A 12,458-nucleotide genomic window follows, 5' to 3' on the forward strand; every position below is an offset into this window, starting at 1 on the left:
TTTTCAAGCCACCATTTCTGCAGTATAGTCGGCCCACAGGCAGAAGGCATCTGCCCTTGCGTGGCGGTATGAGAGAGCTGAGAGGTTGCACCGGCGTGGACGAAAGATCGTATTGATTTGATCGTGGGCTGACAGAAAGCGTTGCGCTTGACGAGGCGATTTGAACCGCCCCATGATCTTCTCCCGCTTCCTGGTCTGGCGGTGTGAGTTTTCAATTCTGTTGTTCAGGCCTTTATGGGCCCGATGGTCTGCATCTGGCGCCAGGTCTTGTATCAGTTTGACGTAGCTGCGCAGTTTGTCCGTTACGACGACACGTGGCTCACCAAATTGCTTGACCAGCCTGAAGAAAAAACGCTTGGCAGCCTTGGTGTTACGGCGAGTCTGAACCAGGATGTCGAGAACATCGCCGTCGGCGTCAATTGCCCGCCAGAGCCAGAATTTCTTTCCGCCGATCGTGATGACAGCCTCATCGATGTGCCACTTGTCGTTTGGATTCGGTCGGTCCCTTCGAATGCAGTCGGCAAAATGGCGGCCAAAGCGCTTGATCCAGAGACGAACAGTATCCCGGCTGACGAAAACACCGCGTTCAGCAAGGAGGTCTTCAACATCGGCCGTGCTTAACGCAAATCGGTGATAGACCAAAACCGCATGGGCGATAACCTCACGCGGAAAACGAAACCCCTTCAGACGGGGAAAAGTGCTCGGTAATTTCATCCCCTCTCGATACCCGAAAAGCGGCGGTCAAACAATTTGGCAATACCGGATGAAGCCTTTGAGGCTCTGCCACGCGACGGCGCTCGTGTCCCTGCGACACAGCGGCCTAACAATCCTTGGGATGATATCGGGGCTGCATGAAGCTCCATCTGCGCGGCATCGTCGAGGACACCGACCGGCACGGCAACGTCCGCATATATTTTCGCGTCAAAGGCAAGAAGAAGGTCCGACTTCGGGAAAAACCTGGGACTGCAGCGTTTCTGCGTGAGTATGAGTGCGCCGAAAAGGGCATCCCTTACGGCGAGGCGACTGCGGCGCCCGCGTCGGTTAGTCCGGTCGTGGCTCGCTCGTTCCGATGGTTATGCCAGCAGTATTTCAAGCGAGCAGCGAAGTCCGTGACGCCTGACACGATGAGCCGCCGGCGCCGCATCCTTGAGGGCATCTGCGTCAAGCACGGCGACAAACCTTTCGAGCTTCTCGAGCGCAAGCATGTGACTGCCATCCGCGATAAGCGGATCGACAGCCCTGGTGCGGCAAACAACATCGTCAAGGCGATCAGTGCGCTATTCGCTTGGGCAATCGAAGTCGGCGAAGCGAAGGTCAATCCCTGCAACGGGATAAAGCGGCTCAAGTCGGGCGACGGATGGCACACCTGGACGTTGGAGGAGATCGAGCAGTTCGAAGCAACGCATGTGCCTGGCTCGACGGCGCGCCGCGCGCTGGCCGTGTTTATGTTCACCGGACTCCGCCTTTCCGACGCCGCGATCTTGGGCCGGCAGCACTTGGAAAATGGATGGATTCGCATCCGGCCAGGAAAGACGCGCAGGTCGAGCGGGGTAGAGGTCAACGTTCCGATCCTTCCTGATCTCGCCGTGGAGCTCGATCGAGTTCCAGCGGGCCAGATGACATTTCTCGTCACCGAATATGGGAAGCCGTTTTCTGACAAAGGCCTCGGCAACAAGATGCGCCAGTGGTGCGACGAGGCTGGGCTTTTTCACTGCTCGGCACATGGCCTTCGAAAGGCAGGCGCGTCGATCGCTGCAGAAAACGGTGCAACATCCGACCAGCTCAAGGCCATATTCGGTTGGACCACAAGTCAACAGGCAGATTTGTACACCCGGGCAGCTCGCCGCAAGAAACTGGCCGGAGCTAGCGCAAAACTGCTTCTGCCGGACCGGAACGAGAACAAAAGTGTCCCACTTGGTGGATCAAGCTCCAAAGAGTGGGACCTTGAAGTGAAAGATCGGCAGGAAAAACAAGAGCTTGCGAAATCGAATAGTGGGCCCGCCGCGACCGTGTGCTCGAAGTGCTGGATGCCGTCCGCCTGGGGTCGGCCTATCTCCACCGTCATCCGCGGGAGCTTTCCGGTGGCCAGCGCCAGCGGGTGGCAATCGCTCGCGCCTTCGCGCCGCGGCCGCGGCTTCTGGTGGCGGACGAACCGGTCAGCGCGCTCGACGTTTCGGTGCAGGCCCAGGTTCTCGATCTGCTCGCCGAACTGCAGGCCGCCTCCGGTACGGCGCTTCTCTTCATCTCCCATGATCTCGGCGTCATCAACCACCTCACCGATCGCGTGCTGGTGATGAAGGACGGCCGGATCGTCGAGGCGGGCGGCGTCGAGCACGTCTTTTCCGCGCCGCAGCACCGCTACACCCGCGCTCTGCTGGAGGCGGTTCCGGCGATCGCCTGATCGCGCTTGCAACAACGTCCGGCAAGCGCTTGCCGGAGACATGAAATTTCATCTGCGAGAAACCCGTCATGACCCCTACCCGCAAACGTCGCCTGAAGACCCTGACCGGCGCCAGCAGCGTCATCTCCGCGTCGAATGACACCACGCCTTCGGCCGGTGCAAAGCGTGCCGTCGAGCTCGCCCGCAAAGCCGAAGCCCAGAAGATCACCGGCCTGTTCACCGCCGATCTCCTGCATATCGATCCGGCCGGCCTTGCCGGCACCGCCGGCATCCAGGAGCCGATCATCGCACTTGCGGCGCTCAGCCAGGCGACGTCTGAGATCGGCCTGATCGCCACCGTCTCGACCACCTTTCATCACCCCTACAATCTGGCGCGCCAGATCGGTACGCTGGATCATGCCAGCGGCGGCCGCGCCGGTTGGAATGCGGTGACATCCTCCGTCGGCGAAGAGAATTTCGGAGAGACGCTGCCGAGCCCGGAAGAACGTTATGAGCGCGCCGCCGAATTCATCGAGATCGTCAACGCGCTTTATGATGCCAATGAACGGGACGCGGCTCGGCGCAAGGGTTCCGGAGCCGTCGGCATCGATCCTGCCAAGTTCCATCGCATCGATTATCGCGGCAGGTATTTCAGCGTCGCCGGCCCGTTGAACGTGCCGCCTTTGCCGCAGCGCCGCCCCGTCCAGTTTCAGGCCGGTCAATCCGAAGCCGGGGTGACGGTGGGAGCCCGCTATGCAGAGGTCGTCTACACCTCGCAGCCCAAGCTCAAGGATGCCATCGCCTTCGCGACCGATCTGCGGCGGCGCGCGGCGAGTTTCGGCCGTGGCAACAACCTGCCCTTCATCATGAATTCCTTCCATTCGGTGATCGGCGAGTCCGACGCCGACGTGGCACGGCGGCTCAGGGAAAAACACGAGCGCATCGATTATGAGCAGGGTCGGCTGAAGCTCGCCGACATGTTGGGCGGCGATCTCGATCTCTCCGGCCTGCCGCTGGACAGGCCGCTGCCGGAAACATTGCTGCCTGACGTGACCAGCATCAACGGCAGGCGCGGCAGGGTGGAAATCTTTCGTCGCTACGCCCGCCAGGGGCTGACGCTGCGCGAGCTGATCATTCAGGCCAAGGAAACCGGCCACTGGTCGGTCGCCGGCACGCCGGAACAGCTGGCGGATGCGATCGAAGAGCGCGTCAAGTCAGGCGTTCTCGATGTCTTGTCGCTGCACGGCCTGGGCAATCCCGACCAGGAGGACCTTCTGTTGAAGGGATTGCTTCCGGAACTCCGGCGCCGTCAACTGATCGATACCGATTATGTCGGAGATGATTTCCGTTCCAATCTGGAACTGCCGCCGCTTGCGCCGCCGACGGTCAGCCAGGCATCGCGAACGGCCTGACGGCAGGCCGTTCCCAGCTCGGGAATAAACGGGTCACTTTCACACGTCGTCAAAGACTTTGACGACGTCGTGGACTTTGGCCACCTCACCAATCCAGCTGTTGAGCAATGACGCAGCCGCATGGCTTTGCGACACGATCTGAGGCACCAGATCGATATCCGGGAGGCTGCCCAAGCCGAGCGGCCCCATTGCGAACAGCCCATGCAGCGCGGCCGACTTTGTCCGCCCGCTTTCGTCCACGACGATACCGATCTCGAGTTCGTCCCGCGTTGCAAGACCTGCAACGATCAGCGAGCGGACCAGCGGGCTATCGGTGCCGGACGGCCGGAAGCGGCAGTCGATCGTCAGATCTGCGGGAAGGACCTCGAGCCCGGCCGGGGCCGAAAACAGCACGCCGTTCGTGGCGATACGATCCACTTTTCCCTTCCTCACGGTAATCGCGCCGCTGGCGATCGCATGATGAAGGCGCTGATAGTGCTCAGGCGGCAAGCGGTTGCGATGGCTGTCGTAAATGGCCTTCACGTGGCGTTTGAACCGTGCCCGCTCTTGCGGTGTCAGTCCCGCCCAAGGTCGCGCGCGCGTGAACGAAAGCCGTTCATGATGCCTTGCCATCCCGTACCTTCCAGATCTGCTTTACTCGCAGCCTCACGCAGGAAGCGGAATGCGCCGCGCAGCGTACCCGGCACGGGTTGGTCGGTGAGAACAGCTCCGACGGCGGCGGCAGCATGCGACTGAGGCAGGAAGCCCGATTCCGAAATCAACGTGACATGGGAAATCTTCGCGTCCGCCAGCAGTCCCAGCGCCCTGTCGAATCTCCCGGCCAACCAAGACGCGCCCGCGCAGACCCGGGACTGACACTCAGGTCGCCGCGACGGAGGCTTTCGGCTGCGCGATGACGAAGACGCTGAGCGCAACCTTGCCGATCCCGTAGGAAGACGTCGACGCGGGATGCGGTCGCCCTGCGTGTATATTAGAATTATTTTCTCCAATTGCGGGGTTCATTTAGCATCGATCGGAATGGTCCTCCCCATCGCTCATAGATATAGTCTATTAAGTTGATAGACTATATCTATGCCCTGGCCGAGTGCGCTTCGCAAAAAGGCCGATTTATCGGATGGTTGCAATGGTCAAACAGGTGATCGAATACGCCGGCGTTCCCGTCGGCATCGTCGTTCCGGACAAGGACTTGCTGAAGTTCATCGCCGTGAAGTTTCATGTTCACGATCTCGACGGCCAGCACTTTGCCTCGCCCTCTGACGTGCTGCGGGCAATCCATAAACTCATGTCGGCATCCCGCACCAACGTCCCTCGCGCGGCGTGATTGAAGAGACCTCATGGGCAGACTGCGCCAATTTTTCCGCCTCTCGGCGCTGCGCGATGATCTGGAAACGAGGTTGCTTGCTCAAGAGTATCGCTCCCTGCTCCTCGATGACCATTTCGAAGACGGCACGGACAAGGAACTTCAATCGAAATGCGCGGAGCTCACAATCGAAATCTCGTCGCACCACTACAGGCACCGCCATTGAAAGAGGACGCCGAGGTGGCGTCCGCAAGTCCTCCTGTCCGTTGCACTACACACGGCAACTCGATCAGGCATTCGGCCACAGGCTCTACGAACATCCATGAGTCCAATCTCAGAGCGCCAGCAACCGTCGACGGGATCGACAACAAGAAGTCTCAACGTTCAACAGGACCATAATGCATGCCCGATAGATTTTTGATCCCAAAAGCTCTCGCACTACGAACCGCATTGAGAGCAGCCGTTCTGGCCGCCATCATCCCGTTCGCATTCCAGAATACGGCGCAGGCAGAGCAAAAGGTGCTTCTGTCCTACGAGGCAACGCCTTCCGCAGGTTTCCATCTGCCGCGCCTGGCCCAGGCCAGCTATGACGACCGAGCTGGATTTTCAGCCGAAGTGCTCAAAGAGATCGTGCCGAAAATCATAACGGCCAAGGCGGCGACACGGCCATAGGAGCCGGTAAAGCCCAGAGCCATCAGATCAGCATGAAGTTGCTTCAGCGTTCGGCGCTGCTTGCGCGACCTTCCGGCCTCGGTCTTCAACCAGCCAGAAAGTTTGTCGGCAAAAGGATCAAGCTTGCTCGGTCGTTCCGGTACCGTGAACGTCGGCTCGATCGTACCAGCGCTCAGATACTTTGCGATCGTGTTGCGTGACAGCCCGGTGCGCCGGCTGATCTCGCGCACCGACAGCTTTCCACGCTGCGCCATCCGACGGATGATGTTTAAAAGTCCCATGTGGATCACTCCGTTGCCCCCGTCGCTATCCGCGTTGGGGGAAGGTTCACATGGCTCAATTCTCAATGGAAATTATGCGCCTAACCGGCTCAGTTCTGCGTGGAAACCAATATTTGTCTTCAGATGGTCCAACATGCCACTAACCGCGGACCAGGCACGTTGCAACGGTTCGTCTCCATGCACTCCGCCACCCGCAATTGCTTTTCAGTTCCGTCCCGTCGCCGCGCCGCGCAAACAATTCGCTACCATCGGCTCGAAGCTTTCGATGCATGGAGGATTGCGGCCTGTGTCGCCTGAATATCCACGAGCCGCTGACCTTTCCAGCCAGAGAAACTTAACGTGACAACACCGGCACAGCATCTGGAAGGCGCACACCATCACGACCCGGCCGCGCAGAGCGGCGAGCGTCAGCGGTTCCGACGTGTTGAACCATTCGATGGTGCGCCATTCGGGCGCCATTGGTTGGGTCTCCATCACAGTTCCTCCAGAGCCTGCCGGAGATCGGCGATGATGTCCTCGGCGTCCTCAAGACCGACCGAGAGGCGGATGAGATCGTCGCCGACGCCCTCGACCAGATGGGCATCCTTGCGGATTGGCTGTCGGGCGCGGATGAGGCTTGCCGGATGGCAGATGAGGCTGTCGGCATCGCCGAGGCTGACGGCCCGGGTGATGAGACCCAATCGGTTCATCATGCTGCGCGCTCCCTCGTATCCGGCGTGCAAACCGAAGGCCAGCATTCCCGAGCCGTTCGACATTTGCTTGCGGGCGATGGCATGGCCGGGGTGCGATTCGAGGAACGGGTAGCTCACCCAAGCTACCGCCGGATGGACTTCTAGCGCGCGGGCGACGGTAAGCGCTGAGAGGCTGTGGCGTTCCATGCGGAGGGTAAGCGTCTTAAGGCCGCGCAGGATCAGGAAAGAGGAAAGCGGCGAGATCGCAGCCCCCGTGATGTAGCGCAGGCCTGTCTCGTGCAGAGTGTGCAAAGTCTCCGCATTGCCGAGCAGAGCGCCGCCGAGGGTGTCGCCATGGCCATTGATGTATTTGGTCAGCGAGTGCAGCACGATGTCGGCGCCATGCTCGATCGGCCTCTGCACCGCCGGGGAGGCGAAGGTGCTGTCCACGGCAACCTTCACGCCGCGCGCATGGGCGCGCTCGGCGATCGCGGCAATGTCGAGAATCGCGCTCAGCGGATTGACCGGCGTCTCAAAATAGACCAAGCGCGTGCGTTCGGTGATCGCCGCGTCGAGGTTGGCCGGGTTTGAAAGATCAACCGGAACGACCTTGATGCCGAAGCGCGGCAGCCCCTGCTCCACCATCGTCACCGTATTGACGTAGAGTGTCTTGTGGACGATCAATTCGTCGCCCTGCGAAAGAAGCGACAATGTGAGCGCACCAAAGGCGGCCATGCCGGAGGCAACGACGAGGCCGGCCTCAGCTCCTTCGAGATTGGCGAGCCTCGCCTCCAATATTTCCGTCGTCGGATTGTGCTCACGGCCATAGAGCTTGCCGCCAAGCGCCGCCGCCGCCTCGTTCGCCTCCACGCTCTCAAAGCCGTAAGTGGAGGTTAGAAAGACCGGCGGCTGACCCGCATCCGAAAACTCCCTCCGATCGAAGCCATGGTGAATGGCGCGCGTGGCAAATCCGAGCCCGCCGGGGCCATGCCATTTTTCCTGAGACTTCGTCTCATGCCGTTCGCTTTTACTGGTCATCTCTTCATCCAGTCTTTTTTAAGTTGTGGGGATGCTAAGGGCTGACTGGATCATTGGACACTGCCAGTTAGTGGAAAATTAAATGGTCCAGTCACAACGGCGTCGTGAGCCGCATGGGAAGCTGTTCCGCGTCGCCATGCCACTTCTCCTGGTGTTGGGGAGTTCGCACTGATCGGAGACCCGTCCAATGGGAGTGTGTACACAGGCCTTGGCCAGCATGTCCTCAACCATGCGCAGGCTGAGCGGAAAGCGAAAGTAGAGCCATACCGCGTGCGCAATGATCTCAGCGGGAAAGCGGTGGCGACGATAAAGCGGATCACGAGCAACTTCTGACATGGTCTATGTACGCACATCTTCATCAGCCGTCGGTTAACTTTACGGTGCTCATCGCACACCTCCGATTTGCACCAGAGATTCAGATTCATCGCGTTTTGGGAAGCCCGTGAGTCGAATTCAGCAAGATGCCGTATTAGAGCACGTCCGACACGCATGGTTCCCCACATGTAACCAACGTATTAAAAACTGCCTTCTTACAACGAGATGGCCAAATCTCTAACTAAGGTCTCAGGATTTGTGGGGGTTCATCCCGGCGATCCGACACAGCTGAGGAGAGCTGCATTTCGATAGTCAACTGATTGGAGAACCTATGTCTTTGAAGAACTTCATGCGCGCTGGCGTATGTGCGGCTGTCGCCGTCGTAAGCCTTACAGGCGCTGCACAAGCGGGTCCTGCGCAAAACAAGGAACTGGTCATCAAGGCTGTTGCCGGCGTCTTCATTGATCATGATCCGGCGGTCGTCGACAAATACTGGAGCCAGAAATATATCCAACACAATCCCATGTTTCCCAACGGCAGGGACGTCATCAAGGGATTTGTATCCAACACTCCGCCGGGCTTCAAATATGAAATGGGTGCCGTTGTCGCCGACGGCAACATTGTCATGGTGCGCGGTCGGTACACAGGTTTTGGTCCCAAACCGATGATCGCGGTCGATATGTTCCGCGTTGAAAAAGGCAAGATCATCGAACACTGGGACGTGCTTCAGGAGGAGGTTCCAGCCAGCCAAACCAAAAGCGGCAACCCGATGTTCGTTCCGGGGATGTAAAATGAACGAGGGTCCGGTGGAATCTACCTGACCTTCTCGTTTTTGTCGTCAGGAGCGATGGTGTCGGCTTTTTGCGTTGATCAGCCACCCATGCTCTTTCGGGTTGCGACTTATCCCGTTCGCTCCGGGAGATATGCTCCGATGATCGAGAAGCGGCTGCGCCAGTTTCGGCGCCCGCATTGTGGTTCGGTCAGGATCGACGAGACCTACGTCAAGATCCGCGGCAAGTGGCGTTACCTGTACCGTGCCATCGACAAGCACGGAAACCCAATCGACTTCCTTCTGACTGCAAAGCGCGGTCTCGATGGCGCCAAGCGCTTCTTCCGCAAGATGCTGAAGGACGAGCCTTTGTTGTCACCGGCAAAGATCGGCACGGACGGCGCCAACACCTTTCCGTCGGCGATCAAGACGTCAGTCGACGATGGGCACCTGCATCCGGATCCGGTTCATTATGTCACCAAACATCTCCAACAAGGCATTGAGAGTGACCATTTCCGCGTGAAGAAGAACATGCCGGAGATCGGCGGATTCCAATCCTTCAAAACCGCGCGTCGAACTGTCGCAGGGTTCGAAGCGATGCTGTGGCTGCGAAAAGGGTTTGGTTTCTCCGGAGAGTGGACCGTCAATGATCAGAACGTATTTCAGCTCAACGCGTTCGGCCGACCGCTTTGCGACACGCCCGGTTCAAGTCGGCAGGGCATGCCCGCGCTTCATCTCCATGCATGGCCCGATCGCAAACCTGTTCCATCTTCAACGCAAGAAGACGACCACTGCCGAATATCGAAAACTGCAAAACGCCGCCATGAGCACGTGGCGGGAAATCACCCTGTCGACTGCGGCATAACCCAGGCCCATCGTGGCCAATCCGGCGTTGGTGCGCGGATATGAAATCGAGGGCATTTCGATCTTTGATGTAGTTGGTTATGCCTGCGTGACTTGACGCCGGACAGACTCCGGGCGTCCACATGCCAGCATGCGGTTGAGAACGATGCAACCGATGGCAACCTCGGTCTGTTGAGCCGGAAAGGAGCGGGCCCGCAGGCGCAATCCGATCAGCCCCTTGTATCGTCCGATGGCGGTTTCGATCAGCGCACGCTTGCCGTAGCCGGCGGCTGCCTGCCATTTCAGCCGACCGTCGCTTGCGATTGCGGCAATGTGCTTGTCCCTTTGACCAGGCGGTCCGGTATCACCGCTTTCCACCGCCGTGGAACGCGGTGGAATGACGATGTTCGCGGTTGCGCTGTGCTGCAGGATAGACCGATAGGTTGGTTTGCCGTCATAGGCTCCGTCGGCCGTGAACTGGTCGATCTCGCCGTCGATCTGATCGAGCAGCGGTGCCACCTGGGAAGGATCATCCGTTTTCTGGTCTGTCAGCCCATGGGCAATGATCGCGCCACTTTTGGCATCCACTGCCAGATGCAGCTTGCGCCAGTTGCGACGTGATCTGGCGCCATGTTTTTTCTCCAGCCACTGCCCGGCGCCGTAGACTTTCAATCCCGTGCTATCGACAAGCACATGCAGCGGGCCGTCCGGCAGCGGCGGGTTTCGTCGGGCTGATGGCTCCCACTTCTGTGCCCGACGGCTCAGCGTCGTATGATCTGGAACTGGGACTTTCAGCCCCATGAGATCCAGCAGCGAGTGGAGCAATCCCTCGGTCTGGCGCAGCCGCATTGCGAAGACGCAACCCAGCGTCAGCGCAGTCTCAATGGCGAGATCGGAATACTGGGCTTGGCCGCCGCGGGTCTTGCGTCGCGGAGCGCGCCATCCTGCCAGTGCCTCCGGCGTTACCCATAAGGTCAGGCTACCACGCCGGCGCAGACCTGCTTCGTAGTCACGCCAATTCGTCACCCTGAATTTCATCTTTCCGACGCGATGACGACGATCGGCGTTGTGTTTGTACGGCATGGCACTCGGATCAAACTGATTTCGATCCTGCCTGCCTATCGCCAAACCGTTGACAAAGGATCCATGCACCAACGCTCTCTGGTAGGCCTCATGACGCCGCCCGATCTGCAGCTCCCGGATGATGTAGAGACACTGAAGGCTATGGTCCTTGCCATGGCTGACAAGGCGGCGCGGACTGATGCTCTTGAGAGCGAGGTCGCAGATCTGAAGGCGCGAAACGCCGATGCTGATGAACGCATCGAACGACTGACCCAGATCCTGAAAGCCTTCGATCGTGCTCGCTTTGGCCGACGATCGGAAAAGCTTGGACCTTCAGGCATCGACGATGAACAGCAGGCATTTGTCTTTGAGGAGATTGAGACCGGCATCGCCGCGATCCGGGCCCAGGTCACCAAGGGCGCAGCCCATCCGGATGGCAAACGTCAGCCGCGGCCGCGCAAGGGCTTCGCACCTCATCTGGAGCGGGTCGAAGTGGTGATCGAGCCGGATGAACTGCCTGAGCATGCCGGCAAGCAGAAGGTGCTGATCGGAGAAGACATCTCTGAACGGCTAGATGTCGTGCCGGCGAAGTTCCGGGTCATCGTCACCCGGCGGCCGAAGTATGCCTTCAAAAACGAAGACGGTGTCGTCCAGGCATCGGCGCCCGCGCACATCATCGAGGGTGGCATTCCGACGGAAGCACTTCTGGCCCAGATCGCGGTCTCGAAGTATGCCGATGGCCTTCCGCTCTATCGGCAGGAGGCAATCTATGCCCGCGACAAGGTCGATCTCGATCGCAAACTGATGGCGCAATGGATGGGCAAGCTCGGCTTCGAGCTCGACATTCTGGCCGATTACATCCTCGCCGAGGTCAAGAAGGCCGAGCGTATCTTCGCTGATGAGACGACGTTGCCAACGCTCGCGCCGGGATCCGGATCGGCAAAGACGGCCTGGCTGTGGGCCTATGCCAGGGATGACAGACCCTTTGGCGGCAGTGGCCCGCCGATGGTCGCCTATCGCTTCGAAGATAGCCGCGCTGGCGATCGTGTCGCCCGGCATCTGAATGGCTATCGTGGCATCCTTCAGGTCGACGGGTATGGCGCCTACAACAAGCTTGCCCGATCTGACGGCGGCAATGACGGAGTGATATTGGCCGGCTGCTGGTCCCATAGCAGACGCAAGTTCTACGAGCTCCACGCCTCGGAAAGCTCAAAGATCGCCACCGAAACGGTGGAGCTGATGGCAAAGCTCTGGCAGGTCGAAGAAACTGCCCGCGGGCAAAGCCCTGACGCTCGTGCCGCGGCGCGTCAGCAGACATCTGCTGCCGTCGTCAATGAGCTCTTCGACCTTTGGCAAAGAACCCTGCCGCGGATCTCCGGCAAATCGAAGCTTGCCGAGGCGATCCGCTATGCTACCTCGCGTCGCTCCATCTTCGAACGCTTCCTCACCGACGGTCGCATCGAGCTCGACTCCAACATCGTTGAGCGCGCGATCGGGCCCCAGACAATTACGCGAAAGAACTCCCTCTTCGCCGGCAGCGACGGCGGGGGCAGGACCTGGGCGACAATCGCCACGCTCCTTCAGACCTGCTTATGCCGCGCGCGGCATAACGCCGTTTATGCCGACCGTCGAACTATGCCGATTAATCAACTTTTTGCCAACGTTTCCGGCATCATAGCGGGCAGCTAGTCGGCATAGTTTAGGGTCTCTCCGTC

The 12,458-nt window shown here is 59.5% G+C and carries 10 protein-coding genes and 6 pseudogenes; 9 read left to right on the plus strand and 7 right to left on the minus strand.

Going from position 1 to position 12,458, the window contains the following annotated elements; all coding sequences use genetic code 11:
• Positions 1-3: 3 nt before the first annotated feature.
• Positions 4-714 carry an IS6 family transposase gene (locus BA011_RS43880; protein ID WP_151343796.1) on the minus strand — a complete coding sequence of 237 codons (711 nt, stop codon included), beginning with the start codon at positions 712-714 and terminating at the stop codon, positions 4-6.
• Positions 715-1,124: 410 nt separating this feature from the next.
• Between BA011_RS43880 and BA011_RS46765 the strand changes: the two are divergent.
• From BA011_RS46765 to BA011_RS39260, 3 genes and pseudogenes are all read left to right on the plus strand, one after another.
• Positions 1,125-1,829 (plus strand): annotated as a pseudogene (locus BA011_RS46765) (tyrosine-type recombinase/integrase); the annotation flags it as partial.
• Positions 1,830-1,999: 170 nt separating this feature from the next.
• Positions 2,000-2,401, plus strand: a pseudogene (locus BA011_RS39255) (ATP-binding cassette domain-containing protein); the annotation flags it as partial.
• Positions 2,402-2,469: 68 nt separating this feature from the next.
• Positions 2,470-3,792, plus strand: coding sequence for an NtaA/DmoA family FMN-dependent monooxygenase (locus BA011_RS39260; RefSeq protein ID WP_065284768.1), 1,323 nt, complete (start codon positions 2,470-2,472; stop codon positions 3,790-3,792).
• Positions 3,793-3,831: 39 nt separating this feature from the next.
• On the opposite strand, the gene BA011_RS39265 is transcribed toward BA011_RS39260, so the two are convergent.
• Positions 3,832-4,404: a hypothetical protein gene (locus BA011_RS39265; protein ID WP_237352867.1), complete on the minus strand. Its 573-nt coding sequence runs from the start codon at positions 4,402-4,404 to the stop codon at positions 3,832-3,834.
• Positions 4,347-4,616: a hypothetical protein gene (locus BA011_RS45910; RefSeq protein WP_237352868.1), complete on the minus strand. Its 270-nt coding sequence runs from the start codon at positions 4,614-4,616 to the stop codon at positions 4,347-4,349. The genes BA011_RS39265 and BA011_RS45910 overlap by 58 nt, the downstream gene beginning before the upstream one ends.
• Positions 4,617-4,915: 299 nt before the next feature.
• On the opposite strand from BA011_RS45910, the gene BA011_RS39270 reads away from it, so the two are divergent.
• Entirely contained in the window at positions 4,916-5,113 is a 198-nt protein-coding gene (locus BA011_RS39270) for a hypothetical protein (RefSeq protein WP_065282934.1), read from the plus strand.
• A 13-nt stretch (positions 5,114-5,126) separates the two neighbouring features.
• Positions 5,127-5,318: a hypothetical protein gene (locus BA011_RS44785; RefSeq protein WP_065282935.1), complete on the plus strand. Its 192-nt coding sequence runs from the start codon at positions 5,127-5,129 to the stop codon at positions 5,316-5,318.
• Between the two features lie 421 nt (positions 5,319-5,739).
• On the opposite strand, the pseudogene BA011_RS39280 reads toward BA011_RS44785, so the two are convergent.
• A pseudogene (locus BA011_RS39280) lies at positions 5,740-6,045 on the minus strand (winged helix-turn-helix transcriptional regulator); the annotation flags it as partial.
• Positions 6,046-6,186: 141 nt separating this feature from the next.
• On the opposite strand from BA011_RS39280, the pseudogene BA011_RS45915 reads away from it, so the two are divergent.
• Positions 6,187-6,342, plus strand: a pseudogene (locus BA011_RS45915) (IS6 family transposase); the annotation flags it as partial.
• Positions 6,343-6,518: 176 nt separating this feature from the next.
• Here BA011_RS45915 and BA011_RS39290 read toward each other — a convergent pair.
• Positions 6,519-7,754 carry a trans-sulfuration enzyme family protein gene (locus BA011_RS39290; protein WP_151343798.1) on the minus strand — a complete coding sequence of 412 codons (1,236 nt, stop codon included), beginning with the start codon at positions 7,752-7,754 and terminating at the stop codon, positions 6,519-6,521.
• Between the two features lie 210 nt (positions 7,755-7,964).
• Positions 7,965-8,090: pseudogene (locus BA011_RS43910) on the minus strand (IS6 family transposase); the annotation flags it as partial.
• A 310-nt stretch (positions 8,091-8,400) separates the two neighbouring features.
• On the opposite strand from BA011_RS43910, the gene BA011_RS39295 reads away from it, so the two are divergent.
• Together BA011_RS39295 and BA011_RS39300 are read left to right on the plus strand one after the other, a co-directional pair.
• Positions 8,401-8,859 carry a nuclear transport factor 2 family protein gene (locus BA011_RS39295; RefSeq protein ID WP_151343799.1) on the plus strand — a complete coding sequence of 153 codons (459 nt, stop codon included), beginning with the start codon at positions 8,401-8,403 and terminating at the stop codon, positions 8,857-8,859.
• Between the two features lie 132 nt (positions 8,860-8,991).
• Positions 8,992-9,519: pseudogene (locus BA011_RS39300) on the plus strand (IS6 family transposase); the annotation flags it as partial.
• Between the two features lie 261 nt (positions 9,520-9,780).
• Here BA011_RS39300 and BA011_RS39305 read toward each other — a convergent pair.
• The gene (locus tag BA011_RS39305; RefSeq protein ID WP_065284677.1) at positions 9,781-10,764 is read right to left on the minus strand and encodes an IS5 family transposase; all 984 of its coding nucleotides are present in this window, start codon (positions 10,762-10,764) and stop codon (positions 9,781-9,783) included.
• A 90-nt stretch (positions 10,765-10,854) separates the two neighbouring features.
• Between BA011_RS39305 and tnpC the strand changes: the two genes are divergently transcribed.
• A complete protein-coding gene (gene tnpC, locus BA011_RS39310) occupies positions 10,855-12,432 on the plus strand; it encodes an IS66 family transposase (protein WP_335727701.1) in 1,578 nt (525 codons plus the stop codon).
• Positions 12,433-12,458: the final 26 nt, after the last annotated feature.

It is taken from the genome of Rhizobium leguminosarum (assembly GCF_001679785.1).
Classification (GTDB): domain Bacteria; phylum Pseudomonadota; class Alphaproteobacteria; order Rhizobiales; family Rhizobiaceae; genus Rhizobium; species Rhizobium leguminosarum_R.

Bases quoted from the DNA above. Each gene is read 5' to 3' on its own strand.
- BA011_RS43880 (WP_151343796.1), bottom strand. From the start codon at position 714: ATGAAATTACCGAGCACTTTTCCCCGTCTGAAGGGGTTTCGTTTTCCG.
- BA011_RS39260 (WP_065284768.1), top strand. From the start codon at position 2,470: ATGACCCCTACCCGCAAACGTCGCCTGAAGACCCTGACCGGCGCCAGC.
- BA011_RS39265 (WP_237352867.1), bottom strand. From the start codon at position 4,404: ATGGCAAGGCATCATGAACGGCTTTCGTTCACGCGCGCGCGACCTTGG.
- BA011_RS39270 (WP_065282934.1), top strand. From the start codon at position 4,916: ATGGTCAAACAGGTGATCGAATACGCCGGCGTTCCCGTCGGCATCGTC.
- BA011_RS44785 (WP_065282935.1), top strand. From the start codon at position 5,127: ATGGGCAGACTGCGCCAATTTTTCCGCCTCTCGGCGCTGCGCGATGAT.
- BA011_RS39290 (WP_151343798.1), bottom strand. From the start codon at position 7,754: ATGACCAGTAAAAGCGAACGGCATGAGACGAAGTCTCAGGAAAAATGG.
- BA011_RS39295 (WP_151343799.1), top strand. From the start codon at position 8,401: ATGTCTTTGAAGAACTTCATGCGCGCTGGCGTATGTGCGGCTGTCGCC.
- BA011_RS39305 (WP_065284677.1), bottom strand. From the start codon at position 10,764: ATGCCGTACAAACACAACGCCGATCGTCGTCATCGCGTCGGAAAGATG.
- tnpC (WP_335727701.1), top strand. From the start codon at position 10,855: ATGACGCCGCCCGATCTGCAGCTCCCGGATGATGTAGAGACACTGAAG.